Below are 26,172 nucleotides of genomic sequence, written 5' to 3'. Positions count from 1 at the left end.
AAGCGCATACATCGATCCTCGGATCTACAACGACCAAAGGAATAGCACATGACCCACCGTCGAGTCGCGTTGCCCACCGCCACGGGGATCGCCCTGACCGGCCTCATTCTGTCCGGCTGCGCCACGGATGCTTCATCGCCCGCCGAGGGAGGCGGCGACGAGACCCTGATCGTTTACTCCAACTCGGTGTCCGATGGGCGGGGCGAGTGGCTCGTCGCGCAGGCCGCTGAGGCGGGGTTCGATGTGGAGTACGTGGATGCCGGCGGTGGAGAAATCGCGCAGCGCGTCATCGCCGAGGCGACGAACCCCATCGCCGATGTGGTCTTCGGCCCGAACAACGTGCACTTCGAGTACATGAAGGCCGCCGACGCGCTCGAGGCCTACGAGCCGGCCTGGGCCGACAAGGTCGAGCCGATCGACCCCAGCGGCGTCTATCACGCGATCGTGCAGGAGCCGATCATGATCGTCTACAACACGGAGGCCTTCGCGAACCCGGGTGATGCACCGCAGGACTGGACCGATCTCTTCGAGGACGAGTCTTTCCATGGCCGCTACGAGACGGCCACCACGCTCACCGGCGGCACGACGCAACTGGTGGTGACCAGCCTGCTCAGCCGCTATCGCGAGGACGACGGCTACCTCGGCATCAGCGAAGACGGCTGGGCCGCCATCGACAGCTTCTTCGAACACGGCTCCCCCGTGGTGGAGGGCACGGACCTCTACGCGCGGATGTCCTCCGGCGAAGTCGACATGGGTCAGATGTGGCTCGCCGGCAAGGCCAGCCGCGAGCAGGAGTACGGGGTGCAGAGCGAAGCCATTCGCCCCTCGGTCGGCGTACCCCTCGTCAACCAGGGCATCGGAGTGGTCAAGGGCAGCGACAACGCCGAGCTCGCGCAGGAGTTCGTCGATTGGTTCGGCAGCGCGGAAATCCAGGCCGCCTGGTCTCAGGAGTTCTTCACCGCGCCGACCAACGCCGACGCGATCGCCGATGCGAACCCGGGCGCGGTGGAGATGACGGCGTCGTTCACCGCTCAGGACATCGACTGGGCATTCGTGGCCGAGAACCTCTCGAGCTGGGTCGAAGAGATCGAACTGAACCACCTGGGCTGAGCCCCCTCACCGAGTCGGCACCCCGGCTGGAATGCGAATCGAAAAGTGATCACCTTCTCCGACGTCACCGTGACGTACGCAGACTTCACCGCGTTGCCGAGCTTCTCCCTGACGGTCCAGGAGGGTGAGTTCTTCACCCTCCTGGGCCCGTCGGGCTGCGGCAAGACCACGGCGCTGCGCACCCTCGCGGGACTCACCGCGCCCGCCTCAGGCACCATCACCATCGGGGGCAAGAACGTCACCCGGCTGCGCAGCGATCAGCGCGACCTCGGGATGGTGTTCCAGAACTATGCACTCTTCCCGTCGATGAGCGTGGCGGAGAACATCGCCTTCGGGTTGAAGACCAAGCGGGTCAGCGCCGCCGAGGTCGCCGAGCGAGTGCACGCGATCGCCTCCGAAGTGGAACTGCGCCCGGATCAGCTGACCAAGAACGTCAGCGAACTCTCCGGCGGCCAGCAGCAACGTGTCGCGATTGCTCGATCGCTCGTGCTGCGCCCCAAGATCCTGCTGCTGGACGAGCCGCTGTCCAACCTCGATGCCAAGCTGCGCCAGCAGCTGCGGCTGCAGCTTAAGCAACTGCAGCAGCGCTTCGGGATCACGACGGTGTATGTGACCCACGACCAGGACGAGGCGCTGGCTATGTCGGACCGTGTAGCGGTCATGAACGGCGGTCGTATTGAGCAGGTGGGCACACCCGAAGAGGTGTACGCCCACTCGACGACGGAGTTTGTTTGCACATTCATAGGTGAGGCCAATCGCCTGGAGGCTGCCCTTGTGGCACATCTGCGTGAACAGGGGGCGACACACCTGGACCCGGCGGCGACGAGCTACCTGCGCCTGGAGAAACCGACCCTTCTCGCAGGTGACGAGAATGTCGACCAGCCGGTCGTGGCTGGAACCGTGGCGTCGAGGGTGTATCACGGCACCAACTCGGCGTACGCCGTGGACTGCGGGCCCCTCGGCGTGCTCCGCGCGATCGTCCGCGAAGACGGGACGGTCGGACACGAGCCGGGAACGCGCGTGCGGCTCGCGCTGCCCGCCCAGCACGTCCTGCAGTATCCAGCCGCGGACGTCGAGAGGTGACCCGCTCGCTGCGCATGCTGCGCAACCCGCTCTGGCTCGCGGTCACCGTCGTGCTCGCCTGGGGTATCGGCGCGTTCCTGATCATGCCGAACGTCACTCTCCTGGGCGAGGTGTTCACTGACGACACCGGCAGCATCACGCTGCGCGCGTTCGACCGCCTCTTCGGCTCCGAGCGTGCGGTGCGGTCGTTGTGGAACAGCGTGCTGCTGGCCACGATCCTCTCCATCACGGTGAACATCGTCGGCATTTTCCTCGTGCTGGTGACCCGGTTCTACGCGATCCGCGGCGCCCGCCTGCTGTGGATCGGGTACGCGAGCACCCTCGTCTGCGGTGGCATCGTCCTGGTGTTCGGGTACAAGCAGGTCTACGGACCGACGGGTGCCGTGACTCGCCTCGCGATGCAGTTGTTTCCCGAAATGGATCCCAACTGGTTCTCCGGGATGTTCGCCGTCGTCGCGGTGATGACCTTCGCATCGACCGGCAACCACCTGCTCTTCCTCGCCGCAGCGATAAGCAAGGTGGACCTGCAGACCATCGAGGCAGCGCGAATGATGGGGGCGAGCGACCTGTCCATTCTGCGCCGGATCGTGCTGCCGGTGCTGAAACCGATGATCTTCGCGATCACGATCCTGACCTTCCTCGGCGGGTTGGGCGCGCTGGCCGCACCGCAGGTCCTCGGCGGCCGGGACTTCCAGACGGTCAGCCCCATGATCCTCGCGTTCGCCACCACGTCGACCTCCCAAGACCTCGCGGCGACGCTCGCCATCCTCCTCGGTATCGCAACCGTGGTGCTGCTTGCAGTACTCAACCGGGTGGAGCGAGGTGGCGTGTACTTCTCAGTGTCGAAGGTCCCGACGCCGCTGGAGAAGCAGCGCATCCACAACCCGGTCGTGAACGCCGTCACCCATGTGATCGCCTACGCCTTGTTCGTCGTGTACGTGCTGCCCCCGGCTTTGGTGGTGCTGTATTCGTTCACCGATGTCACCGCGATCAGTTCGGGCACCCTGAGCGCGTCGAGTTTCACGGTTGACAACTACGTCGCTGTCTTCACGACCCAGAAGGGGCTGCAGCCGTTCCTCGTGAGTGTCGCGTACGGCATCATCGCAGCGACGGTGGCGCTCGCGTTGATGGTTTTCACTGCGCGGATGGTGCAGCACAACAAGAACACCCTCACGCGGGTGATCGAGTATCTCCTACACATCCCGTGGTTCCTCCCCTCGACGATGATCGCCCTCGGACTGATTCTCACGTTCAACCGGCCACAACCCGCGGTGCTGGGCGCGGTGCTCACGGGCAGTTTCTGGATACTCGCGATCGCCTACATCATCGGGAAGATCCCATTCACGTTCCGGCTCCTCAAGGCCGCTTTCGCCGGCGTGCCGAACAACCTCGAGGAAGCGGCGTCCATGCTCGGCGCCAGCCAGATGTACACCTTCCGTCGGGTGCTGCTGCCGCTCATCGCGCCCACGGCTGCGGCGATCAGTGCGCTCAACTTCACGAGCCTTCTCGACGACTATGACTCGGCGATTTTCCTCTCACACCCGCTGCTCCAGCCCCTGGGCATCGTCATCAAGAACGCGACGAGCGCCGAGACCATCAGCGACGGCGTGGCCCTCAGCTACGTCTACACGGTGCTGATCATGGTCATCTCCACGGCGGCGATGTGGGCGGTGTACGGGCGCAAGCCCCGCCGACGTTCTCCCCTTCCCACGAGTGCTGCAATCACCCGAACGCCCCGAAAGAGCATCCGATGACCGCTGACGTCACCAACATTCGCCGCTCGGAGTTCGGGCAACCCGCGCACACTCTGATCAACCGGCGCCTCAATGATCGCTTCGCGCTGCGCGGTCTCCTCATCGCCGTGCACCGCGGCACCGGACAGGGCATGGTCGCCGAGAACACGGCTGCCGCCGTGACCGCCGCCGTCCGCAGCGGCGGCGACTTGGTCGAGATCGACGTCGTCCGCTCACTCGATGGCGAGTACTTCGTCTTCCATGACGGTTACGAACGGCAGCACTTCGGCATCGACCGTAACCTGCAGACGATGAGTTCGGTCGAGATCGATCAGCTCGCTTACCCTCATCGGACAGCGGCGCCACTGGTGCGCGTGCAGCGACTGGAGGCGCTACTGGAGGATTGTCCCGACGCGCTGCTGAACGTCGACAGGTCGTGGCGCTATTGGCCGGGGTTCTTGGATGTGCTCGATAAGCATGGCGTTGCCGACCGGGTCCTGATGAAGGTGGATGCGACGGACGACGAGGCGCTGCACGCCGCACGGCGACACGACACCAAGTACCCGCTGCTGCCCATCGCCAAGTCCGCCGAGGCGGCGGAAGCGCTCCTGGGGGACTCGCGGCTCAACGTCGTAGGAATCGAGGCGGTAACCGCCGATCCCACACATCCGTTCTGCGACCCGGCGTGGTCCCATGGACTGCGCGAACGCGCTACGTTCTCCTACATGAACGCGCTGGACCTGGGCAATGGCTCAGACCTGCTGGCCGGGTGGGATGACACGATCTCGGTGCTTGAGGATCCTGAGGATGGGTGGGGGCGCCTCGTGGACACCGGCGCCGATGTGATCCAGACAGACTGGCCGGGTCTGCTGCAGGACTTCCTTGTGGGCCGTGGCGCACGCAGGCCATGACATGACCGCAGCGCGTCGGACGCGCACGTGGCCGCGCGTGACCATGAAGGACGTCGCTCGCGAGGCGAACGTGTCCGACGCAACGGTTTCCCGCGTGCTCGACGGTTCTGCCGGGGTCTCGGAGTCGACCCGAAGTGCGGTGCTGGACGCCATCCGCCGCACGGGATACATCCGCAACGGGGCCGCACGACAGTTGGCAGGCAGCGCATCTGACGTGGTCGGGCTTCTCGTGCGCGACGTACGCAACCCCTACTACGGGCTACTCCACTCCGAACTCCAGCACGGAGCCACCGAGCGCGGGCTGAGATTGCTCACGGTTTCGCCAGCCTTCATGCAAGGCGTCACGCACGAGTTGAACGCCCTCGATCACCTCCTGGAACAGCGCGTGCGAGGCCTCCTCATCGCGACGGGCACGATTCCGTTGGACAAGGTGGCGACCTTCGCGGAATTCGTCCCCGTGGTGGTCGTCGGCCGCCCCGTGACGCTGGAAGGCATCCATTCCATCGCATACGACGAGCCAGCGAACGGACGCCTTGCCGCCGAGGAGGTGTGGGCGCGCGGGCACCGCGACGTCGCCGTGGTCGCGACCGCCGAGGCCGTCTCGTTCGTTGAGCACAGCCGCTCGGAAGCGATGATCGCGCGTCTACGTGAGCTCGGCGCCCGCCCCGTACCCGTGCACACAGATTCGTTCGCGCGGCTGAGTGACGTCACCCCCGAGTTGGTGCGCCTGACGCGGGAAGGGCGCGTGAGCGCAGCCATGTTCCCCTCCGACGAACGCGTCGTAGCTTTCCTGGAATCGACTCAAGGCACCCAGCTGCGCGTGCCGGAGGACCTGTCCGTCACCGGTGTCGACGGCGTGCTGCCGGGCTTGAAGCTGCTGGGCTTGAGTACCGTGCGCCTTCCGGCCGAGGAGCTGGCCCGACGAGGGATCGAGGTAATGGCCGAAGAGCTCGGGACATCTGATTCCCGTCCGCCGGTACGTGAGGTGTACCCGTCGACGTTCATCGCCGGCCACACCCTGCGGCGGGCCGACCCGGGAGAGGCGCCGGATGCCCGCGGCTAGGATGGACCCGTCCGGCGCCCCCACCGAATCCCTGGAGCTGAGCCGCGTGACCACCCCCACTTCGACCGCTGTCGCCGATACCGTCGAGAACGCGGTCGCCACTCCCGGCAGGGAGCAGCCGTACGCGGCGCTCGGCCTCAAGGCCGACGAATACGCCAAGATCCGTGAGATCCTCGGCCGCCGCCCCACGAGCGGCGAGCTGGCGATGTACTCGGTCATGTGGAGCGAGCACTGCTCCTACAAGTCGAGCAAGATCTACCTGCGCCAGTTCGGCCAGAAGGTCTCCGACGAGATGAAGACCCGCCTGATGGTGGGCATGGGCCAAAACGCCGGCGTCGTGGATGTCGGCGAGGGCTGGGCCGTGACCTTCAAGGTCGAATCCCACAACCACCCCAGCTACATCGAGCCGTTCCAGGGCGCGGCGACCGGCGTCGGCGGCATCGTCCGCGACATCATCTCGATGGGCGCGCGGCCGGTGGCCATCATGGACCAGTTGCGCTTTGGGGCGATCGACCACCCCGACACCGCCCGCGTCGTCCATGGTGTCACCAGCGGCATCTCGTTCTACGGCAACTGCCTGGGCCTTCCCAACATCGGCGGCGAGACGGTGTTCGACTCGGTCTACCAGGGCAATCCGCTCGTCAACGCCCTCGCGGTCGGCGTCATGCGCCACGAGGACATCAAGCTCGCCAACGCCACCGGCGCCGGCAACAAGGTCGTGCTCTTCGGCGCCCGTACCGGCGGCGACGGCATCGGCGGAGCCTCGATCCTGGCATCCGACACCTTCGCCGACGGCGGCCCGACCAAGCGCCCCGCGGTGCAGGTGGGCGACCCGTTCGCCGAGAAGGTGCTCATCGAGTGCTGCCTGGAGCTGTACCAGGGCGAACTGGTCGAGGCGATCCAGGACCTGGGAGCGGCCGGCATCTCGTGCGCCACCAGCGAGCTGGCCGCCAACGGCGGCTCCGGCATGCGGGTGGATCTGGAGAACGTGCTGCTGCGCGACCCCTCGCTCACGCCGGAGGAGATCCTCATGAGCGAGAGCCAGGAGCGCATGATGGCGATCGTCGCTCCCGAGAAGCTCGAGGCGTTCCTCGCGGTCACCGGCAAGTGGGACGTGGAGACGAGCGTGCTGGGCGAGGTCACCGGCGACGGCCGGCTGCAGATCTTCTGGCACGGCGAGGAGATCGTCAACGTCGACCCGTCGACCGTCGCCGTCGACGGCCCGGTGTACGAGCGCCCGGTGGCGTACCCGACCTGGATCGACGCGCTCCGCGACGACTCGGCATCCGCCCTCCCCCGCACCGACGACCCGGAGACGCTGCGCACCCAGTTCCTGCAGCTGGTGGCCAGCCCCAACCTCGCCGACACCTCATGGGTGACCAACCAGTACGACTACTACGTGCTGGGCAACACCGCGCTGAGCTTCCCCGATGACGCCGGCATGATCCGCGTCGACGAGGAGTCCGGCCTGGGCTTTGCCATCGCGACGGACTGCAACGGCCGCTTCTGCCAGCTCGACCCCTACGAGGGCGCCAAGCTGGCCCTGGCCGAGGCCTACCGCAACGTCGCCGTCACCGGCGCCGTCCCCACCGCCGTCACCGACTGCCTCAACTTCGGCAGCCCGGAGAACCCCGAAGTGATGTGGCAGTTCGGCCAGGCCGTCGAGGGCCTGTCGGACGGATGCCTGGAGCTGGGCGTGCCCGTCACCGGCGGAAACGTGTCGTTCTACAACCAGACCGGCGACACCCCGATCTTCCCGACCCCCGTGGTGGGCGTGCTCGGCATCATCGACGACGTCGGCCGGCGCATCCCCAGCGGCTGGCAGGATGCCGGCGAGAACATCTACCTCCTCGGCGTCACGTCCACGGAGCTGAGCGGCTCCCAGTGGGCTGGCACGATCCACGGGCACCTCGGCGGTCGCCCGCCGAAGGTCGACATGGCCGCCGAGAAGCGCCTGGCACAGCTGCTGCACGCGGCCTCGCTGCAGTCGCTCGTCTCCAGCGCGCACGACCTCTCCGACGGCGGGCTCGCCCAGACGCTCGCCGAGGGCGTCATGCGCTTCGGCGTCGGAGCCCGGGTGTGGCTGCGCGAGATCATGGAGCGCGACGGGGTGGATGCCGCGACCGCACTGTTCTCCGAATCCACCGGCCGCGTCATCGTCACCGTTCCCCGCGAGGACGACGTCAAGTTCCGCGGGCTCTGCGACGGACGCGGGTACCCCGTGCTGCGCATCGGCGTGACCGACGCCCCCGGCGACGGCGACGAGCCGGCGCTCGAGGTGCAGGACGTGTTCACCATTCCCGTTTCCGAACTGCGCGAGCTGTCGCGTGCGACCCTGCCCGCCGCGTTCGGCGCGACGGTCGCCGACCCCGCCTGAGAGGGATGACATGACCGACGACGAATACGGCTCGTACGGACAGGGACGCCAGCGCCGCATGAAGATCGTGGCGTGGGTCGTGATCGTGACGCTGATCCTCGTCGGTGGCGGCTCCACGGTGATCGCGCTGATCTTCGGCTGACCCGCGCGCTAACCTGCGGCATCCGCGGCATCCGCCCCGCACGGCGGCCCCGCCCTGACCCCGTCGCGGGGCCGCGGCTACGATGGCAGGGTGGAGACCGTGCTCCTGATCGTCGGCAGCTGGTGGTGGATCGCCCCGGCTGCCGCAGGCGTGGGCGCCGTCGGCTACGGGGCGCTGACCACCAACCGGCGCCGCGCTCGACGACTCGAGTTGGATGCCGCCCGCCAGGAGGAGCAGACCGCGTACCGCGCGCTGCAAGCCGCGCGCGCACAGCTGCGCGCCGCGCAGGCTGATCTACTCAGCGCGAAGGCGCAGCGCGGTGCGGCCGGCATCCCGTCGCAGTTCGAGGCGCGGCGCGCACTGCAGGCGGCCAAGCAACGGGAGCGGCAGGCGTCGCTGCAGCTACGAGCGAGCCGCAGCCGGGTGAAGGCAACGCGCGCGCGGTACGGCATGGCCGGCGGCGATGCCCCGCTGCCGATCGAGGAACTGCTGGCCCAGCACGACGCCGTCACGGCGCGCTGGCTGGAGTACGAGACGGATGCCGGCAAGGCTCTCGCGTTTCCGCAGATGCTCGACGCGCGGCATCCGGCCACGCTCGCGTTCCTGCGGGCACAGCGCGAGGCGCAGTCGCTGCGTCCGGCATCGGCGCGGGACAAGGTGACGCCGGCGGCGTTCCTGGCCTACCGCGATGCCGTGCGGCGCGCGGAGGTCGCGTTCGCCGTCGCCGAGCAGGAGGCCCACCGCGCGGCGCGGTCTGCCCTTCCGCGTGTTCCCGGTGTGCCTCGGCCTTCCGCGGCTCCGGGTGTTGACGGTGATGGCGGGGCTGGCGGGGGTTCGTCGCGGCCGATCTGGCCGGTGCCCGCCCGCACTCCCAAGCCGCCGGCATCCGCGTAACGGACGTCCCCGCGGCCCTCGACGGCAACACGCGAGGGCTAGCATGACAGGGGTGGACCCCCTGTTCGAGTTCCTTGGCAGCTACTGGTGGCTGGCCTTCCCGCTCGCCGGAGCGCTCGGGGGTGTCGGCAAGGCCTGGGAGCGCGCATCGAAGCGCCGCCACGAGCGGCGGCTGGAGATCCTCCGGGCCAAGAGCGAGCTGAAATCAGCGCAGGCCGCTGCGCGCGCGAAGCCGGTGGCGACAGCATCCGTGCCGATGGCGCTGACCCGTCCGTCGCCGGAGCCGAGCCAGCTGGAGCAGCTCATCGCGGCGCACGACGAAGTGACCCGCCGCTGGCTGGAGTACGAACTCGACGTCGGCAAGCTCATCGCGTTCCCCGCGATGAGCGATGGGCGGCAGCCGCTGACGGCGGCGTTCCTGCGCGCGAAGAAGAACGCCGACCACCTGCGTCCGGAATCCGCCAGGACCAAGGTGTCGAAGGAGCAGTTCGACGAGTACCGGGCCGCCGTGACCGAGTACGAGGTGGCGTTCGACCTGGCCGAGCGGGAGGCCCGGCGCATGCGCGATTCGTCGTTCACCGAGGTGGAGCGCAAGCGCCTGTCGACGGCGAAGCAGTTGCTGACGGTGGCGATCGACCAGGCCGCGACGCCCGCCGAGCGGCAGCTCGCGTACAAGCGGGTGCGCGAGGAGCTGGATGGTCTCATCTCGCTGTCCGACGGGGCCGTCGAGGTGCTGGAGACGAAAGTCGCGCTGCAGCTCACCGCCGGCGACCCCGCGCGTCCCCGAACTCCCGAGTGAGTATTCGCGCTGCCGAGTGAGTATTCGTGATCGCGAGTGAGTACTCGTGGTCGCGAGTGAGTACTCACGAGCCCGCCCAGACAGGGTTTCCCCGCGCCGGGAGTACTCACTCGACGGAGTGAATGCTCACTCGGCGCGGGGAATACTCACTCGGCGCGGGGAATACTCATTCGGCGGCGGGGGTGGCCGTCAGGGAGTCGACGTACTCCTGGTTCTCGGCGATCCACTCGGCGACGATGTCCTCGTACTCGTCGGTGTCCTGCCCGTTGAACATCGCGTTCTCGAGGGAGTACAGCGTCTCGCTGTCCATCGTGAAGGCGCCCAGCCACTCGGCGACCTCGGGGAACTCCTCCTCGAACGTGGTCGACGCGAACGTGTGCAGACCCTCGGCTTCGCCCAGCAGACCCTTCGGGTCCTCGAGGTCCTTCAGCGGGTAGGCGTCGTACGCCCAGTGCGGACGCCACAGCGTCACGAGGATGTTCTCTCCCGCGCTGGTGGCGGTGTCCAGCTCGGTGAGCATCGCCGGCGTCGACGAGGTCACGTGGTCGAACTCCTCCAGGCCGTACCCGGGGATGACCTCCTCATCGACGACGGTCGCCAGACCCGAACCGGACTCGATGCCGATGATGGTGCTGTCGAACAGGTCCGCGTTCTCGGCGAGCTCATCGATCGAGTCGACCGGGGCGTCCTCGTTCACGGCGAGGGTGAGCTTGGCGTCCTCGTTCCAGGCACCCAGATCCACCATGTCGGCGCCGTACTCCTCGACATAGTCGCCGTGCGTCAGCGGCAGCCAGGTGTCAAGCGTCAGGTCGTAATCGCCGCTGGCGATGCCGCTGAACACGGCTGCGGGGTCGGCGTACTCCAGCTCGACCTCGTAGCCCTGCTCCTCAAGCACGGCCTTCCACAGTTCGGATGCGGCGATGCCCTCATCCCAGCCGTTGAACACGGCGATCGTGATGGGGCGGTCGGCCGCGGCGTCGCCGTCGGAGCCGGTGGAGCCGCCGTCGCCGGAACCGCCGGCGCAACCGGTCAGGGCCAGGGCGGCGGCTGATGTGAAGGCGAGCGCCCCCAGCATCCTGCTTCTCTTGGTCATCGTGACTTCCTCTCCCTCCGCGTGCTGAGCACGGAGCGGTCGTTGTGGTCGGGCGCGGAGTCTCCGCACCCCTCGCGAGTGATGAGCTCGCAAGTGTGTGGGGGGTGTGGGGACGTCAGGCGGATGCCGCGGCGACGGGCTTCGCCTTGACGCCACCGCGCTTGGCAGTGGCAGCGCGAGTGCGCGCCGTGCTGCGGGCACTGCGCGTGGCCAGCGCCGACGTCAACCGGTCGAGGATCATCGCGATGACCACGACGGAGAGCCCTGCTTCGACGCCCAGGGCGATGTCGATCTTCTGCAGGCTCTGCACGACGTCGCCGCCGAGGCCGCGGGCGCCGACCATGCCGGCGATGACGACCATCGACAGGCTCAGCATGATGACCTGGTTGACGCCGGCCATGATGCTGGGCATGGCCAGCGGCAGCTGAATCTGACGCAGGATGCGGCCGGGCGACGCGCCGAACGCGTGCCCTGCCTCGACGACCTCGCGGTCGACCCCGCGGATGCCGAGCTCGGTGAGCCGGACGCCGGGCGCCAGTGCGAACACGATCGTCGCGACGATGCCGGGGACGACGCCCACCCGGAACAGCATGAGGGCCGGGATCAGGTATACGAAGGCGGGCATGGTCTGCAGGAAGTCCAGCAGCGGGCGCACGATCTTGGACACCGTGTCGTTGCGGGCGGCCCAGATGCCCAGTGGGATGCCGATCGCCAGGGCGATCACCGAGGCGACGATCACCAGCGCGAGGGACTGCATGGCGTTGTCCCATTGGTCCACACCCACGATGGCGAGCAGGCCCACGAGCGTTCCGAGCGCGAGCCACACACCCTTGGCCCACCACGCCAGCGCGGCGAAAACGAGGATGATCACCCAGAACGGCGGCGCCTGCAGCGCCCACTCGAGCGAGTCGTAGACGGCGAGGAAGACGGCGCGGATGCCGTCGAAGAGCCAGCCCATCGTGTCGATGAGCCAGCGGACGAACGTCTCGGCGATCTCGCCGAGCGGAAGGCGAATCAGGTCGTTCACGCGGCATCCCCCTTCGACGAAGCGGTGAGTTCGGAAGCCGAGGCCTCCGCCGCACCGAGCCGTGCCAGCGAATCAGTGAGGTCGGATTGCGGCACCGGGGCCGGCTCGATGATCGGCATCGACTGCGTCATGGGCGGGACGTTGCCCAGCGCCGCCAGCAGCGTCACCCGAGGGATGAGACCGACCAGCCGTCCACTGGCGTCGATGACGGGCACCGGCATGGTGGTCTCGACCGCGCGCTCGACGACGTCGGTGAGGGAATCTTCGGGCGACACGGTCGGCACCGAGGTGTCCACGATCGCACGCAGATCGGTCTGGCCCGCCTTGATCGCGCGGATCACCTGGCGGTCGCTGACCACACCCAGCAGGTGCCGGTTCTCGGTGACGAACACCGACCCCGCCTGCAGTTCGCGCAGCGACCGCAGGGCTCCGCGCAGGCCGGCGCTTACCGGCGTGGTGGCGTGGGCTGGTTCCATGACGGCGCCGGCGGTGAGCACCCGCGCCCGGTCGACGTCTTGGACGAACTGGGCGACGTAGTCGTTGGCGGGATCGGTGAGGATCTCCTCCGGCGTGCCGTTCTGCACGATGCGCCCATCGCGCATGACCGCGATGCGGTCGCCGAGGAACATCGCCTCGTTGAGGTCATGGGTGATGAAGACGATCGTGCGCCCCATCTCGCGCTGCAGCTCCACCAGCTGCTCCTGCATCTCGCGGCGGATGAGCGGGTCAAGCGCCGAGAATGCCTCGTCCATCAGCAGGATGTCGGTGCCTGCGGTGAGCGCGCGGGCAAGACCCACACGCTGGCGCATGCCTCCGGACAGCTCGTCCGGCATCGCCTCTGCCCGGTCGGCGAGGCCGACCTTGTCGAGGATCTCCAGCGCGCGCTTGCGCCGCTCCTCCTTGCCGACGCCTTGGATCTCCAGCGCATACGCGGCGTTGTCCAGCACGGTGCGGTGCGGCAGCAGTGCGAAGTGCTGGAAGACCATCGACACAGACGAACGACGGATGCCGCGCAGTTCGGTCGCCGACGCAGTCGTGACGTTCTTGCCCTGCACGAGCACTTCGCCCGCGGTGGGCTGCAGCAGTCCGTTGAGCATGCGGATGATCGTCGACTTGCCCGAGCCGGACAACCCCATGATGACGAAGATCTCACCTGGCTGCACGGTGAAACTGGCGTCGATCACCGCCGCGGTGCCGGCATCGGCGATGTCCGCCCGGCTCTGACCGGCGCGCAGCCGCTTGACGGCATCCTTCGGGTTGCGTCCGAAAACTTTGAACAGATTCTTCGCTTGGACAGCGGGTACGTCATTCACGTGCTTCACCTCGGCAGCCGCGTCTTCAGGCCAACATAGGTAACGCCCGGGTGGACGGTCATCGGCGCCGCCGCACACGCGTCGGAAATCGACGCGGTTCAGCGCTCGAGCGACGCACATCGGGTCCGCCGCCATGACCGTCGACCATACGGCTGCTCGGATCGGTGGCCCTCGGGTCGGCCACGTCGAGCGACCGCGGACTGGTCGTCGGGGCTCAAGGCCCGTTTCAAGGGTATATAGCGCTGGCCAGTGTGGCAAACCGCCGCAGTCCTCGAACGGCCCGACCCCTTGACATTCGCCGTGCGGCGTTGCATGGTTAGTTAGTCAAGTAATGAACCAGTGAACGGAGCGACGTGATCGAAGAGGGCCGGGCTCTTTTCCTGCAGATCGCCGAGGGCATCGAGGACGCCATCGTCGACGGGTCTCTAGCCGAAGAGGCACAGGTCCCCTCGACCAACGAACTCGCCGCCTTCCACCGGATCAACCCCGCCACGGCGGCGAAAGGAGTGAACATGCTCGTCGACAAGGGCGTGCTGTACAAGCGGCGCGGTATCGGCATGTTCGTCGCCCCCGGCGCCCGCGAGCAGTTGCGCGGCGAGCGCCGGGCAGCGTTCGCCGACCGCTACGTCGAGCCGCTGCTCGCCGAAGCACGCGCCCTCGGGCTCGGCCCCGATGAGCTCGGGGCACTCATCCAACAGCGCTACACCACCGCAGAAGGGACGGCACGATGACTCCCGTCATCGAGGTCACAGGACTCACCAAGCGCTATCGCGAGACGGTCGCCGTAGACGACGTGAGCTTCGCGATCGAAAAAGACACCATCTACGGCCTCCTCGGCCGCAACGGCGCCGGCAAGACGACGGTCATGTCGATCCTCACGGCGCAGAACTTCGCCACCAGCGGCGACGTGCGCGTCTTCGGGGAGCACCCGTACGAGAACGCCCGCATCCTGCAGCGGATGTGCTTCGTGCGCGAGAGCCAGAAGTACCCCGACGACGCCACACCCATCCACGCATTCCGTACGGCTGGGCTGTTCTTCCCCAACTGGAACCAGGAGTTCGCCGACCAGCTGATCGATGACTTCCAGCTGCCGCTGAAGACGCGCATCAAGAAGCTCTCGCGCGGGCAGCTGTCGGCCGTCGGCGTCATCATCGGTCTCGCCGCACGGGCGGAGATCACGTTCTTCGACGAGCCGTATCTGGGGCTGGATGCCGTCGCGCGGCAGATCTTCTACGACCGGCTGCTGGCCGACTACAGCGAGAACCCGCGCACGGTCATCCTCTCCAGCCACCTGATCGACGAGGTGGCCAACCTCATCGAGCGGGTGCTGGTCATCGATCGGGGCCGCATCATCATGGACGAGTCGACGGATGCCGTGCGCGACCGCGCCGCGAACATCGTCGGCGACACCGCCGCGGTGAACGCCTTCGTCGCCGGACGCGAGGTGATCCACCGAGAGACCCTCGGCCACGTCTCCAGCGTCACCGTGCTCGGGGCACTGACCGCCGCCGACCGCGAAAAGCTGGCCCGCAGCGGCCTGGACGTGACCCCGGTCTCACTCCAGCAGTTGATCGTGCGCACCACCCAGCACGCCGCCGAGAACGCGGCATCCACCCACTCCGCGGCATCCGCCGAGGAAGGAGCGCTCCGATGAGCCGCACACTGAACGTCGTCCGCATGCAGTTGGTGAACAAGCAGACCTACATCTGGGTGCCCCTCATCGTGCTGGCGGGTGCTTTGGCGGTCACCTTGGTGATCTACGGGATGCTCGCCAGCGCGGGGATCGATGAGCCGAAGTTCGGCGGCGGTGCACAGGCGCCGCTGTGGACCTTCCTCTTCGTCGGCGTCCAGGCTCTGACGCTGAGCTTCCCCTTCTCGCAGGCCATGAGCGTGACCCGCCGGGAGTTCTACCTCGGCACGGTGCTCACCGCCGCGATGACCTCCGCGATCCTGGCAGTGGTGTTCGTGCTCGGCGGGCTGGTCGAACTGGCCACGAACGGCTGGGGCCTGAACGGCTACTTCTTCCACCTGAACTGGATCTGGGAGGCAGGGCCGCTGGCGGCGGGCTTCGTGTTCTTCGTCATCGCCATGCTGTTCTTCGTCATCGGGTTCTGGGCCGCCACGATCTACAAGCGGTTCGGCAGCACGTGGGTGGCGATCATCCTGTCCGCAGTAGGTCTGGCCCTGGCCGGAATCACGTGGCTGATCACGCTCCGCGGCGCATGGGGCCCGGTCATAGAGTGGATCCTGACGCAGGGCGCGCTGGGCCTGGCTGCCTGGGGAGTGCTGCTCATCACCGTGCTCGCGGTCAGCTCGTGGGCGACGCTGCGCCGCGCCATCCCCTGACCGCTCTTTCATCGACGCGGACGCCCCGGGCTTCGGCTCGGGGCGTTCGCCGTGTCAGCGCCCGTCGGCCGCGGCGGTGTGGTGGCGGATGACCTCGGCGACGACGAAGTTGAACCACTTCTCGGCGAACTCGGGATCGAGATCGGCGTCTTCAGACAGCCCGCGCAGGCGCGCGATCTGCTGCTCTTCGCGCGAAGGGTCCGATGCCGGCATGCCGTGCTCGGCCTTGAGGATGCCGACCTGCTTGGTGCATCGGAAGCGTTCGGCGAGCATGAAGATGAGCGCGGCATCGATGTTGTCGATGCTGGTGCGCAGATTCCGCAGCGTCACGGCGGGGTCGGTCATGGCATCCTCCTCGTCACTCGACCCTACCGGCGAGTGCGGCGGGTGGGCCGTAGCGGGCGGGCACGCACCACCCTGCCGTCGGCGGATGCCCGCCCCTAGAGTGTCCCCATGAGCGACACCTCCGACCGCCCGCTCGCCGATACCGCGCCTTCGGGTGCGCCGATTCCGCGTCGCGCGACGAGCCTGTCCAGCCCATTCACCCTCGGGTTCATGCTCACTCTCGGTGGCCTCGCCGCCTTCGTGCTGGGGCTGGCGATCTCGAGCCTGTCGACCATCCTCATCTACATCGCATTCGCCCTGTTCGCCGCGCTGGGCCTAGACCCCGTCGTCCGCTGGCTCGAGAACCACAACGTTCCTCGCGCCTGGGGGATGGTGATCGTCTTCCTCGGGTTCGCGCTCGTGGTCGTCGGCATGCTGTGGCTGGTCATCCCGGCGGTGGTGAACCAGGTCAAGCAGTTCATCGATGACGTGCCATCACTGGTATCCGACTTCCAGAAGACCGATTTCTACTCCTGGCTCTCGACCACCTTCAGCGATCAGATCGGCACGCTTCTCACCGACGCGCAGAACTTCATCACGAACCCGAGCAACCTCGCCTCGATCGGCGGCGGGCTGCTGAAGGTCGGTCTCTCCATCGCGACGACCATCTCGGGCCTCATCATCGTGCTCGTGCTGACCCTGTACTTCCTGGCGTCGCTGTCCACGATCAAGGCATCGTTCGTGCGCCTGACCCCCGCGCACAGCCGCCCGAAGGTCGCCTCCCTCACCAACCAGATCACCGACTCGATCGGCAGCTACCTCATGGGAATGGTGATCCTCGCGTTCTTCAATTCGGTGTTCGCATTCATCCTGCACGTCGTGCTGGGACTGCCGTTCCCGGCACTGCTGGCCGTGGTCGCGTTCTGCATCACGATCATCCCGCTCGTGGGCACGGTGATGTTCTGGGTGCTCGCCACGACCCTCGCCCTGTTCAGCAGTCCGCTGGCGGCACTGATCTTCGGCATCGGTTATCTGATCTACATGCAGATCGAGGCATACATCCTCACGCCGCGCGTCATGAACAAGGCGATCTCGGTACCCGGGGCTCTTGTGGTCATCGGCGCGCTGGTCGGCGGCACCCTGCTGGGCCTGCTCGGCGCACTCATCGCGATCCCGGTCACCGCGTCGATCCTGCTGATCATCAAGCAGGTGCTGATCCCGCGTCAGGACGCGAAATTGTAGCGAGCCGGGACCCTTCCGGCCCGTCACGGGCGTAGGAGATGTGACGAGGGTAGGACGGATGCCGGCGGGTCCGTCCTACCCTCGCACCATCTCCTACGCCTGCGGCACCTTCGCGAAGGCCCGGACCGGAAAGGTCCCGAAGCCCTCGACCTTCGGCGGCACGACGGTGAACAGTGCGCCACTGGGCGCCAGTGCCTCCAGATGCGTCAGGTGCTCGACGACGTGGATCCCCGATCCCAGGAACACCGTGTGTGCGGGTCGCTCACCGCGCGCGTCGCTGGACATGTCGTCGATGTTGACCGAGTCGATGCCGACCAGCGTCACGCCCTGATCGGCGAGGTAACGCACCCCATCCTCGGTGAGGAACGGTGCGTCCACGCCGTACTGAGGTGTCCCGAAGTGGCGATCCCACCCGGTGTGCAGGAGGACTGCCTTGCCCCGCACGTCGCGGTCGTAGAAGACGGATGCCGGGATGCCCCGCTGCCCGGCGTCGGTGACGTGGAACACCTCGGTGGGGAGGTCGACCAGCGTCTCCAGCGAGAGGCTCGCCAGGTCGGCACCGCCCTCGAAACGGTGAAACGGGGAGTCGATGTAGGTGCCGGTGTTACCGGGGAGAGTGACGATGTCCATCACGAACGTCGTTCCGCGTGCGTACCGGCTTTCGGCGTCTGCGCGCGTCAAGTGCGGCGTGATGACCGGCGCCGGCACCCCGGGCAGCGTGACGAGCCCCGCTCGGATGGTGTGGCTCAGATCCACCAGCCGGTGGATCCCGCCCGGCGTGACCGCACTCGCGTTCGCAATGCCCCTGCTCCCCCGATGCTGCTCCGCAACGACCCGGAGCCCCTGCAGCCGCACCTCACCGACGAGAGCAAGACTGAGGTGCTGCACCAGCAGGCGCGCGATCTCCGCCTCGTCGGTGTCCTTGCTCGGGAGGTCGAGACGAAACCCCTCGGCGCTCAGGCTGCCGCCGTTGATGAACGTGATCTGCGCGTCGAACACAGCGCGGTAGTCACTCACGGGCCGAACCTATCAGCGACACCAGCACCACCCCACCGCGTGCCGAGCGTAGGAGATGTGACGACGGTAGGACGGATGCCGGCGGGTTCGTCCTACGCTCGCACCATCTCCTACGCTCGTGACGAGCGCAGCGGCAGGATGCAGGTGGGCGACGGCGCGGCGGTGCGGGCGCGGACGCCACCGGGGACACCGGTACGGATGTCGAGCGTGAGCGCGGCGACCTCTCCCGAGTGCTGGCCTGCCACCAGGAGGGTGTCGCGGACGACCAGGTGATGCCGCGGACCGTCGACTCCGGCCTCGGCGAGCGCGACCGGTGCCACCTCGGACCCATCGCCGCGCACGCGCAGCACAGCGAGGGTGTTGCTGCCGCGCACACCGGCGTACACGAACTCGGCGTCCCGCGAGAGACAGACCTCCGCAGCCGTGTCGCCCGCGAGGGTGCCTGCTCCCAACGGCGTGCCCGAGACGATGCGCCAGAGTCCGGCGGCATCCGGTGCCAGCACGAACAGCTCGCGGGACAGCTCGGTGACGACATACAGGTGACCGCTCGGATGCCACACCATGTGGCGCGGTCCGCTCCCCCGCGGCAGCACGACGGCGGAAAGCGCCCGCATGCCGCCGTCGCCGGCACGCCAGAACCGCACCAAGTCGAAGCCCATGTCGGTCGCGGCGACGACCCCGCCGGGCAGGTACACCGTCTGATGCGCGTGCGAAGCGCGAGCAACGGATGCCTCTTCGTCGGGTGCCGCCACCGGGGTGGACTCGGCCGGCGCGGGCGGGGAGTCGTACTCCGGCACCAGGTGAGCGAACTCGTCGCCGGCGGCCTCGCGCAGCGCACGCGCCGCGGCCGCGAGATCCAGCAGCCGCCCATCCGATTCCTCGCCGCGCGCGCCGAGATCCACCGCACCGGTCGAGCCGATCGCGGCGGCGCCCCACGCGTCGGGACCCTCCTCGGCGTGCGGATCGCGCGCGCCCGCGGCAGCGGCCGTGGGTCCGGGGCGCCCATCGGCATCCAGGCGCACCCGCACCACCCGGCCGTCGCCCCAGCAGCTCGCGATGAGCGACCCGCCGTCGGGTGCGACGGCGATGTGGCACGGCGCCTCGCCAACCGCCACGGGGCCGCCGAGGCGCGCGAGCGACATCGTGCCGGTGCGGCGGAACGCCTGCACCGTACCGTCACCCTCGAGCGCGGCGTAGACGACGTCGCGCGACGGATGCCAGGTGAGCCACGACGGCGACCCGCCGGCCGTGGCGGCGTCGCCCTCGTACGCCAGCGGACCGCCGGCGGATGCGGCATCCGCCTCTCCGGCCCGCAGCACCCCGATACCCTCGGCGGTGCCGCCCATGTCGGCGGTGTACCCGCCGAGCAGGAAGCGCATCAGTCCACGAGGTCGTGGCGCACGATCACCGCGTCGCGGGATGCACCCACGCCGATGACCGAGATGCGCGTGCCGCTCATCGCTTCCAGCGCCAGCACGTACTCCTGCGCCGCCGTGGGCAGCTCGTCGAACGTGCGCGCCGTGGAGATGTCCTCGCTCCAGCCGGGGAGGTACTCATAGATCGGCGTGGCGTGGTGGAAGTCCGACTGGTTCACCGGCACCTCTTCGAAGCGCTCTCCGTCCACGTCGTACGCGACGCAGACCGGGATGCGCTCCAGGCCGGTGAGGATGTCGAGCTTGGTGAGCACCAAGTCGGTGATGCCGTTGATGCGGGTGGCGTACCGGGTCACGGGGGCGTCGTACCAGCCGACGCGGCGGGGCCGGCCGGTAGTGGTGCCGAACTCGAAGCCGCGCGAACGCAGCCACTCGCCCTGCTCGTCGTGCAGCTCGGTGGGGAACGGTCCGGACCCGACGCGCGTCGTGTAGGCCTTCACGATGCCGACGATGCGGTCAAGACGATTGGGGCCGACGCCGGAGCCGGTCGACGCGCCCCCGGCCGTGGCCGACGACGACGTGACGAACGGATACGTGCCGTGATCGACGTCGAGCATGGTGGCCTGGCCACCCTCGAAGACGACGACGTCACCGGCATCCAGCGCGTTGTTCAGCAGCAGGCCGGTGTCGCAGACCATGGGCCGCAGCCGCTCGGCATACGACAGCAGGTCCTCGAGGACCTCGTCGACCGTGATGGCGCGGCGGTTGAACACCTTGACCAGCAGGTGGTTCTTCTGGTCGAGGGCGCCCTCGACCTTCTGCCGCAGGATGTTCTCGTCGAACAGGTCCTGCATGCGGATGCCGACACGATTGATCTTGTCGGCGTAGGCGGGGCCGATGCCTCGCCCCGTCGTGCCGATCATTCGCTTGCCGAGGAAGCGCTCGGTCACCTTGTCCAGCGTGCGGTGGTACTGCGTGATGATGTGCGCGTTGGCGCTCACCCGCAGCCGCGACGTGTCCAGGCCCCGGGCATGCAGCGCCTCGAGCTCGTCGAACAGCACCTCGAGGTCGACCACGACGCCGTTGCCGATGACGGCGTTGACACCAGGCGACAGGATGCCCGACGGCAGCAGATGCAGGGCGTACTTCTCGTCACCGATGACGACGGTGTGGCCGGCGTTGTTACCGCCGTTGAACTTGACGACCCAGTCGGTGCGCTCTCCGAGAAGATCGGTGGCTTTGCCCTTGCCCTCGTCTCCCCATTGGACTCCGACGATCACGATGCCTGGCATGGGCTACTCCCCCGTTTATCGGACGGTTACACCCCATCCTATCCGGCGGCCCCCGCGCGCCCGCGTGGGCGGACACCGCGGGGCGCGGCGACGCCGGCAGCGTCACCGCGGATGACACGCGGCGTAACGCGATTATCCAAGCGCGCACCCAGGGAGTTGGATCGAACCGGCCCCCCTGCCGCCGATCGGCGTGGCGCGGGGCCTCTGGGAAGGCCGGGACACTCCGCATGATCGCGCTCGAACACGTCACGAAACGCTACGGCGACCTCGCCGCCGTCGACGACGTGACGCTTCAGATCCCCAGCGGCGAGGTCTACGGCATCGTGGGGCAGAGCGGTGCAGGCAAGAGCACCCTCGCCCGCATCGTCAACCTGATCGAGCGCCCCGATTCCGGCCGGGTCGTCGTCGACGACACCGACCTCACTGCACTGCGTGAGTCGGACCTGCGCGCAGCCCGTCGCCGCATCGGCATGGTCTTCCAGCGCTTCAACCTGCTCGGCAGCCGCACGGTGCGCGGCAACGTCGAGCTCGCCCTCGAACTGGACGGAGTGCCCCGCGCCCAGCGTCGGGGCCGCGCGCAGGAGATGCTCGACCTCGTCGGCATCGGCCACCGCGGCGACGCGTCGGTGCACGAGCTGTCCGGCGGTCAGCAGCAGCGCGTCGGCATCGCGCGGGCCTTGGCCGCCCGCCCCAGCGTTCTGCTGTCGGATGAGGCCACGAGTGCTCTGGACCCCGAGACCACCGCCTCGATCCTCGACCTGTACCGCCGCATCAACGCCGAGCTGGGCCTCACGGTGCTGCTCATCACGCACGAGATGGACGTCGTCAAGGCGGCCTGCCACTCCGCCGCGCTGGTCGAAGCCGGCCGCGTGATCGAAAGCGGGCGGCTGGTCGACATCATCCGGACCCCCGGTTCCCGCCTCACGGCGCAGCTGTTCCCGCTCGGACCGATCCCGGCCACGGTGGCCACGGATGCCACGGTCATCGACATCACGTTCGCCGGCGGCACCGCCGACCGGCCCGTCATCGCGCGCCTGGCCCGCGAGCACGCCGTGGACGTGTCGATCCTCGGCGCCCTCATCGAGCAGATCGGCGGCACTCAGGCCGGGCGCACCCGTCTGGAGATCCCGGCCCCGGCCGCGGCCGGCATCATCGCCGACCTGCGCGGCCAAGACCTGCTCGTCGAGGTGCTGCAGGAAGGGACACGCTCATGAACGATCAGCTGTTCGAGGTGCTCCTGGTGGCGACGGGGCAGACCCTCTACATGGTGAGCGTCGCCCTCCTGGTGACTTTGATCGTCGGCCTGCCGCTGGGCATCGTCCTGGTCGGCACCGAAGAGGGCCGGTTCCTGGACCGCCTGTTCGGGTCGCGGACGACGGCCATCGTGGTCAACCGCATCCTGGAATTCATCGTCAACCTGGGTCGATCCGTGCCGTTCATCATCCTGATGGTCGCCCTCATCCCCTTCACCCGCCTGATCGTGGGCACCTTCATCGGCCCGACCGCGGCGATCGTGCCGCTGTCGGTGGTGGCGATCCCCTTCTTCGCCCGCATGGTGGAGATCGCGATCAAGGAGGTCGACCCGGGCCTGCTCGAAGTCGCCTCATCGCTGGGCGCGAGCCGCTGGGAACTGGTGACGAAGGTGCTGCTGCCGGAGGCCGCCGCCCCGATGCTGCTGGGCCTGTCGACCACCGTCACCTCGATCATCAACTTCTCCGCCATGGTCGGCACCGTCGCCGGCGGCGGCCTCGGTGACGTCGCCATCCGCTACGGCTACCAGCAGTACAGCTGGGTGCACATCGTCGCGGTGATCATCATCATCTTCGCCATCGTGATGGCGCTGCAGTCCCTGGCCACCTGGGGCGCCCGGCGCCTGGCCCGGCGAACCCCGACCCCACGGCGCCGCACGCGCGCCCGCACCGTTTGACCGACCGAGAGGACACTCCCATGCCCCGCTCCAACCGCACCCTGCTGTTGACCGCCGTCGCGGCCACCGCCCTGGCCCTCACCGCCTGCGCTGGCGGTTCCGCCCCCGAAGACGGCGGCGACGCCGCGGCATCCGATGACCTCGGCACGCTCAAGGTGGGCGCACTGCAGACGCCCGCCGGCGACATCCTGACCTTCATCGATGAGAACGCCGCCGCCGAGCTGGGCCTGGACATCGAGTTCGTGCCGTTCACCGACTACAACACGCCCAACACGGCGCTGGCCGACGGCTCGATCGACGCGAACCTGTTCCAGAACTCCACGTTCCTGGAGACCTTCAACGAGGCCACCGGCGCGGACCTCGTCAGCGTCGGGGAGGCCTACCTCCCCAGCGCCGCGTTCTACTCCGACAAGGTCGACAGCCTTGACGACCTGAAGGACGGCGCCACGATCGCGATCCCCAACGACCCCACCAACGAGGGTCGCGCGCTGAAGCTGCTCGCCGACGAAGGCCTGATCGAGGTCGAGGACGACGTGGTGGATCTCAGCGGCATCACCGCCAACCCGCACGACTTCGAGTTCACCGAGATCGAGAACGCGACCCTGCCGCAGGCGCTGCCCGACGTGGATGCCGCGTTCGTCACGATCTCCTTCGCGCTGCCGGCCGGCCTGTCCAGCGACCAGGCCATCCTGCTGGAGGGCGAGTCCAGCCCGTACTACAACGTGTTGGCGACCCGTCCGGAGCTTGCTGAGGATCCCCGCATCGAGGCGCTCTACGAACTGCTGATCTCGGACGAGGTCGCCGACTTCGAGAACGAGACCTGGGGCGGCCTGGTCGTCCCCGTCGTCGGCTGACCCGCACCCTCGTACTCTGGACCTATGAACCGTCGTTTCGCCGCCCCGCTGCTCGCCGTCTCGCTGCTCCTGCTGGCGGGGTGTGCGAGCGGCGGGGAGCAGGCGCCGCAGGCGTCACCCGATGCCGCGGGCTGCTCCTACTCCGGCGGCGGCAGCGCGGCCCGGGAGGTCGACGCACCCCCGGCCGATCCCACCGTGACCGGTGACGTGCAGGCGACGCTGGAGACCTCGGTGGGTGCCATCACGCTGACGCTGGACGCCGAGCGCACTCCCTGTACGGTGGGCAGCTTCGTCTCGCTCGCCGAGCAGGGCTACTACACCGACACCGAGTGCCACCGGCTGACGACCTCGGGGATCTTCGTGTTGCAGTGCGGCGACCCCACCGGCACCGGCCGCGGCGGCCCGGGCTACAGCTACGCCGACGAACTCGACGGCTCGGAAACGTATCCGGCCGGCACCGTCGCGATGGCCAACGCCGGCCCCGACACCAACGGCTCGCAGTTCTTCCTCGTGTACGAGGACACCGAGCTGCCGCCGTCGTACACCGTTTTCGGTGAGATGGATGCCGCCGGGCTCGAGGCCGTTCGCACGGTCGCCGCCGCCGGCGCCGTCGACGGCGCGCCCGACGGCGCGCCGGCCACCCCGGTGACGATCACCGGCGTGACCATCGGCTGACCCCCTCCCGCTTCGCCCCCGAGGACCCGCTCGCCGTCGCTTCACGCGCCGGGGCGGCATCCGCCCGATCACTAGACTGGAACCCATGTCGAAGGTCCTTCAATCCCTGCCCGTCGGCGAACGCGTCGGCATCGCCTTCTCCGGAGGACTGGACACATCCGTCGCCGTCGCCTGGATGCGTGACAAGGGCGCGGTCCCCTGCACCTACACCGGCGACCTCGGCCAGCCCGACGAAACCGACATCGACGCCATCCCCGGCCGCGCGCTGGAGTACGGCGCCGAGGTGGCACGGCTGATCGACTGCAAGACCGCACTGGTTGAAGAGGGCCTGGTGGCCCTGGCCTGCGGCGCGTTCCACATCCGCAGCGGCGGTCGCACCTACTTCAACACCACGCCGCTGGGCCGTGCCGTCACCGGCACCCTGCTGGTGCGCGCCATGAAGGACGACGGCGTGGACATCTGGGGCGACGGCTCCACCTACAAGGGCAACGACATCGAGCGGTTCTACCGCTACGGGCTGCTGGCCAACCCCAGCCTGCGCATCTACAAGCCGTGGCTGGATGCCGACTTCGTCACCGAGTTGGGTGGCCGCAAGGAGATGAGCGAGTGGCTGGTGGAGCACGGCTTCCCCTACCGTGACTCCGTCGAGAAGGCCTATTCGACCGACGCCAACATCTGGGGCGCGACGCACGAGGCCAAGACCCTCGAGCACCTGAACGTGTCGCTGGAGACGGTGGAGCCCATCATGGGCGTGCGCTTCTGGGACCCCGAGGTCGCGATCGAGACAGAGGACGTCACGATCACGTTCGAGGCCGGCCGCCCGGTGGCGCTGAACGGGGTCGAGTACGCCGATCCGGTGGAGCTCGTCTTCGAGGCCAACCGCATCGGCGGCCGTCATGGCCTGGGCATGAGCGACCAGATCGAGAACCGCATCATCGAGGCGAAGTCGCGCGGCGTCTATGAGGCGCCCGGCATGGCACTGCTGTTCATCGCCTACGAGCGCCTGCTCAACGCCATCCTCAACGAGGACACCCTCGCCACCTACCACGAGCAGGGCCGGCGCCTGGGGCGCCTGATGTACGAGGGCCGCTGGCTGGAGCCGCAGTCGCTCATGCTGCGCGAGTCGATTCAGCGCTGGGTGGGGTCCACGATCACCGGGACCGTCACCGTGCGCCTGCGCCGCGGCGAGGACTACACGCTGCTGGACACCACCGGCCCGAGCCTGTCGTACCACCCCGAGAAGCTGTCGATGGAGCGCGTCGGCGACGCCGCGTTCGGTCCGACCGACCGCATCGGCCAGCTGACCATGCGCAACCTCGACATCGCCGACTCCCGGTCGCGGCTCGAGCAGTACGCGGGTCTCGGCCTGATCGGCGGCGCGACCGGGGAACTGGTCGGCAAACTCGAATCCGGCGGCGCCGACGAGATCACCGAGCACGCCACCGGCTACACCGCCGAGCGTGAGGGCCTGGCCGAAGCGGTCGACGAGGCATCCGAGTCGGCGTCGTTCGACTTCGGCGCCGACTGACCCGATAGCATTCCCAGGCACCGCGTTTCACAGGGGAGACGCGGCACGA

General features: G+C 68.2%; 25 protein-coding genes. 18 read left to right on the top strand and 7 right to left on the bottom strand.

Annotation, left to right across the window (positions count from 1 at the left end; translation table 11 throughout):
- The first annotated feature begins 48 nt into the window (after positions 1–48).
- The 9 genes from NQ151_RS11670 (at position 49) to NQ151_RS11630 (ending at position 10,112) form a co-directional block, all read left to right on the top strand.
- On the top strand, positions 49–1,110 hold the full coding sequence (locus tag NQ151_RS11670) for an extracellular solute-binding protein (protein ID WP_257528175.1): 1,062 nt from the start codon (positions 49–51) through the stop codon (positions 1,108–1,110).
- A 45-nt stretch (positions 1,111–1,155) separates the two neighbouring features.
- A complete protein-coding gene (locus NQ151_RS11665; protein ID WP_257507169.1) occupies positions 1,156–2,193 on the top strand; it encodes an ABC transporter ATP-binding protein in 1,038 nt (345 codons plus the stop codon).
- Positions 2,190–3,947, top strand: coding sequence for an ABC transporter permease (locus tag NQ151_RS11660; RefSeq protein WP_257528174.1), 1,758 nt, complete (start codon positions 2,190–2,192; stop codon positions 3,945–3,947). The genes NQ151_RS11665 and NQ151_RS11660 overlap by 4 nt, the downstream gene beginning before the upstream one ends.
- Entirely contained in the window at positions 3,944–4,837 is an 894-nt protein-coding gene (locus NQ151_RS11655; protein ID WP_257528173.1) for a glycerophosphodiester phosphodiesterase family protein, read from the top strand. The genes NQ151_RS11660 and NQ151_RS11655 overlap by 4 nt, the downstream gene beginning before the upstream one ends.
- A gap of 43 nt (positions 4,838–4,880) precedes the next feature.
- Positions 4,881–5,900 carry a LacI family DNA-binding transcriptional regulator gene (locus NQ151_RS11650; protein ID WP_257528202.1) on the top strand — a complete coding sequence of 340 codons (1,020 nt, stop codon included), beginning with the start codon at positions 4,881–4,883 and terminating at the stop codon, positions 5,898–5,900.
- A gap of 46 nt (positions 5,901–5,946) precedes the next feature.
- Positions 5,947–8,277 carry a phosphoribosylformylglycinamidine synthase subunit PurL gene (purL, locus tag NQ151_RS11645; RefSeq protein ID WP_257528172.1) on the top strand — a complete coding sequence of 777 codons (2,331 nt, stop codon included), beginning with the start codon at positions 5,947–5,949 and terminating at the stop codon, positions 8,275–8,277.
- 10 nt (positions 8,278–8,287) lie between these two features.
- Complete coding sequence (locus tag NQ151_RS11640) at positions 8,288–8,419, top strand: hypothetical protein (protein ID WP_257507174.1); 132 nt, start codon at positions 8,288–8,290, stop codon at positions 8,417–8,419.
- A 90-nt stretch (positions 8,420–8,509) separates the two neighbouring features.
- Positions 8,510–9,313: a hypothetical protein gene (locus tag NQ151_RS11635; protein ID WP_257528171.1), complete on the top strand. Its 804-nt coding sequence runs from the start codon at positions 8,510–8,512 to the stop codon at positions 9,311–9,313.
- A 52-nt stretch (positions 9,314–9,365) separates the two neighbouring features.
- Entirely contained in the window at positions 9,366–10,112 is a 747-nt protein-coding gene (locus tag NQ151_RS11630) for a hypothetical protein (RefSeq protein WP_257507176.1), read from the top strand.
- 166 nt (positions 10,113–10,278) lie between these two features.
- On the opposite strand, the gene NQ151_RS11625 is transcribed toward NQ151_RS11630, so the two are convergent.
- The 3 genes from NQ151_RS11625 to NQ151_RS11615 all read right to left on the bottom strand — a co-directional run bounded on the left by NQ151_RS11625 (position 10,279) and on the right by NQ151_RS11615 (position 13,545).
- Positions 10,279–11,205 carry a glycine betaine ABC transporter substrate-binding protein gene (locus NQ151_RS11625; protein WP_257507177.1) on the bottom strand — a complete coding sequence of 309 codons (927 nt, stop codon included), beginning with the start codon at positions 11,203–11,205 and terminating at the stop codon, positions 10,279–10,281.
- 115 nt (positions 11,206–11,320) lie between these two features.
- Positions 11,321–12,232, bottom strand: a complete 912-nt coding sequence (locus tag NQ151_RS11620) for an ABC transporter permease (protein ID WP_257507178.1) — start codon at positions 12,230–12,232, stop codon at positions 11,321–11,323.
- Complete coding sequence (locus NQ151_RS11615; protein ID WP_257507179.1) at positions 12,229–13,545, bottom strand: quaternary amine ABC transporter ATP-binding protein; 1,317 nt, start codon at positions 13,543–13,545, stop codon at positions 12,229–12,231. The genes NQ151_RS11620 and NQ151_RS11615 overlap by 4 nt, the downstream gene beginning before the upstream one ends.
- Positions 13,546–13,898: 353 nt before the next feature.
- Here NQ151_RS11615 and NQ151_RS11610 point away from each other — a divergent pair, with 353 nt between their 5' ends.
- From NQ151_RS11610 to NQ151_RS11600, 3 genes are read left to right on the top strand one after another with little or no spacing between them, the layout of a single operon-like run.
- A complete protein-coding gene (locus tag NQ151_RS11610) occupies positions 13,899–14,276 on the top strand; it encodes a GntR family transcriptional regulator (protein WP_257528170.1) in 378 nt (125 codons plus the stop codon).
- Entirely contained in the window at positions 14,273–15,199 is a 927-nt protein-coding gene (locus NQ151_RS11605; RefSeq protein ID WP_257528169.1) for an ABC transporter ATP-binding protein, read from the top strand. The genes NQ151_RS11610 and NQ151_RS11605 overlap by 4 nt, the downstream gene beginning before the upstream one ends.
- On the top strand, positions 15,196–15,891 hold the full coding sequence (locus NQ151_RS11600) for a hypothetical protein (RefSeq protein WP_257528168.1): 696 nt from the start codon (positions 15,196–15,198) through the stop codon (positions 15,889–15,891). Before NQ151_RS11605 ends, NQ151_RS11600 begins: the two co-directional genes overlap by 4 nt.
- A 54-nt stretch (positions 15,892–15,945) precedes the next feature.
- Here NQ151_RS11600 and NQ151_RS11595 read toward each other — a convergent pair whose 3' ends face one another.
- The gene (locus tag NQ151_RS11595) at positions 15,946–16,236 is read right to left on the bottom strand and encodes a chorismate mutase (protein WP_257528167.1); all 291 of its coding nucleotides are present in this window, start codon (positions 16,234–16,236) and stop codon (positions 15,946–15,948) included.
- Between the two features lie 108 nt (positions 16,237–16,344).
- On the opposite strand from NQ151_RS11595, the gene NQ151_RS11590 reads away from it, so the two are divergent.
- The gene (locus NQ151_RS11590) at positions 16,345–17,457 is read left to right on the top strand and encodes an AI-2E family transporter (RefSeq protein ID WP_257507184.1); all 1,113 of its coding nucleotides are present in this window, start codon (positions 16,345–16,347) and stop codon (positions 17,455–17,457) included.
- A gap of 93 nt (positions 17,458–17,550) precedes the next feature.
- On the opposite strand, the gene NQ151_RS11585 is transcribed toward NQ151_RS11590, so the two are convergent.
- The 3 genes from NQ151_RS11585 to NQ151_RS11575 all read right to left on the bottom strand — a co-directional run bounded on the left by NQ151_RS11585 (position 17,551) and on the right by NQ151_RS11575 (position 21,139).
- A complete protein-coding gene (locus NQ151_RS11585) occupies positions 17,551–18,474 on the bottom strand; it encodes a cyclase family protein (RefSeq protein WP_257528166.1) in 924 nt (307 codons plus the stop codon).
- A 110-nt stretch (positions 18,475–18,584) separates the two neighbouring features.
- Positions 18,585–19,853, bottom strand: coding sequence for a lactonase family protein (locus NQ151_RS11580; protein ID WP_257528165.1), 1,269 nt, complete (start codon positions 19,851–19,853; stop codon positions 18,585–18,587).
- A complete protein-coding gene (locus NQ151_RS11575) occupies positions 19,853–21,139 on the bottom strand; it encodes an adenylosuccinate synthase (protein ID WP_257507187.1) in 1,287 nt (428 codons plus the stop codon). Before NQ151_RS11575 ends, NQ151_RS11580 begins: the two co-directional genes overlap by 1 nt.
- A gap of 227 nt (positions 21,140–21,366) precedes the next feature.
- On the opposite strand from NQ151_RS11575, the gene NQ151_RS11570 reads away from it, so the two are divergent.
- From NQ151_RS11570 to argG, 5 genes are all read left to right on the top strand, one after another.
- On the top strand, positions 21,367–22,353 hold the full coding sequence (locus tag NQ151_RS11570; protein ID WP_257528164.1) for a methionine ABC transporter ATP-binding protein: 987 nt from the start codon (positions 21,367–21,369) through the stop codon (positions 22,351–22,353).
- A complete protein-coding gene (locus NQ151_RS11565) occupies positions 22,350–23,066 on the top strand; it encodes a methionine ABC transporter permease (protein WP_257507189.1) in 717 nt (238 codons plus the stop codon). Before NQ151_RS11570 ends, NQ151_RS11565 begins: the two co-directional genes overlap by 4 nt.
- Positions 23,067–23,086: 20 nt before the next feature.
- The gene (locus NQ151_RS11560) at positions 23,087–23,920 is read left to right on the top strand and encodes a MetQ/NlpA family ABC transporter substrate-binding protein (protein ID WP_257528163.1); all 834 of its coding nucleotides are present in this window, start codon (positions 23,087–23,089) and stop codon (positions 23,918–23,920) included.
- A gap of 24 nt (positions 23,921–23,944) precedes the next feature.
- Positions 23,945–24,595, top strand: coding sequence for a peptidylprolyl isomerase (locus NQ151_RS11555; protein ID WP_257507191.1), 651 nt, complete (start codon positions 23,945–23,947; stop codon positions 24,593–24,595).
- Between the two features lie 85 nt (positions 24,596–24,680).
- Complete coding sequence (gene argG, locus NQ151_RS11550) at positions 24,681–26,123, top strand: argininosuccinate synthase (RefSeq protein ID WP_257507192.1); 1,443 nt, start codon at positions 24,681–24,683, stop codon at positions 26,121–26,123.
- Positions 26,124–26,172 lie beyond the last annotated feature (49 nt).

The organism is Microbacterium sp. zg-YB36, assembly GCF_024623575.2.
GTDB lineage: Bacteria > Actinomycetota > Actinomycetes > Actinomycetales > Microbacteriaceae > Microbacterium.
The sequence above is the reverse complement of the archived record's forward strand: the minus strand, read 5'-3'. Positions and strand labels throughout refer to the sequence as shown.

Bases quoted from the DNA above. Each gene is read 5' to 3' on its own strand.
- NQ151_RS11595 (WP_257528167.1), bottom strand. From the start codon at position 16,236: ATGACCGACCCCGCCGTGACGCTGCGGAATCTGCGCACCAGCATCGAC.
- NQ151_RS11560 (WP_257528163.1), top strand. From the start codon at position 23,087: ATGCCCCGCTCCAACCGCACCCTGCTGTTGACCGCCGTCGCGGCCACC.
- NQ151_RS11655 (WP_257528173.1), top strand. From the start codon at position 3,944: ATGACCGCTGACGTCACCAACATTCGCCGCTCGGAGTTCGGGCAACCC.
- argG (WP_257507192.1), top strand. From the start codon at position 24,681: ATGTCGAAGGTCCTTCAATCCCTGCCCGTCGGCGAACGCGTCGGCATC.
- NQ151_RS11605 (WP_257528169.1), top strand. From the start codon at position 14,273: ATGACTCCCGTCATCGAGGTCACAGGACTCACCAAGCGCTATCGCGAG.
- NQ151_RS11590 (WP_257507184.1), top strand. From the start codon at position 16,345: ATGAGCGACACCTCCGACCGCCCGCTCGCCGATACCGCGCCTTCGGGT.
- NQ151_RS11600 (WP_257528168.1), top strand. From the start codon at position 15,196: ATGAGCCGCACACTGAACGTCGTCCGCATGCAGTTGGTGAACAAGCAG.
- NQ151_RS11670 (WP_257528175.1), top strand. From the start codon at position 49: ATGACCCACCGTCGAGTCGCGTTGCCCACCGCCACGGGGATCGCCCTG.
- NQ151_RS11575 (WP_257507187.1), bottom strand. From the start codon at position 21,139: ATGCCAGGCATCGTGATCGTCGGAGTCCAATGGGGAGACGAGGGCAAG.
- NQ151_RS11570 (WP_257528164.1), top strand. From the start codon at position 21,367: ATGATCGCGCTCGAACACGTCACGAAACGCTACGGCGACCTCGCCGCC.
- NQ151_RS11580 (WP_257528165.1), bottom strand. From the start codon at position 19,853: ATGCGCTTCCTGCTCGGCGGGTACACCGCCGACATGGGCGGCACCGCC.
- NQ151_RS11650 (WP_257528202.1), top strand. From the start codon at position 4,881: ATGAAGGACGTCGCTCGCGAGGCGAACGTGTCCGACGCAACGGTTTCC.
- NQ151_RS11555 (WP_257507191.1), top strand. From the start codon at position 23,945: ATGAACCGTCGTTTCGCCGCCCCGCTGCTCGCCGTCTCGCTGCTCCTG.
- NQ151_RS11565 (WP_257507189.1), top strand. From the start codon at position 22,350: ATGAACGATCAGCTGTTCGAGGTGCTCCTGGTGGCGACGGGGCAGACC.
- NQ151_RS11625 (WP_257507177.1), bottom strand. From the start codon at position 11,205: ATGACCAAGAGAAGCAGGATGCTGGGGGCGCTCGCCTTCACATCAGCC.
- NQ151_RS11640 (WP_257507174.1), top strand. From the start codon at position 8,288: ATGACCGACGACGAATACGGCTCGTACGGACAGGGACGCCAGCGCCGC.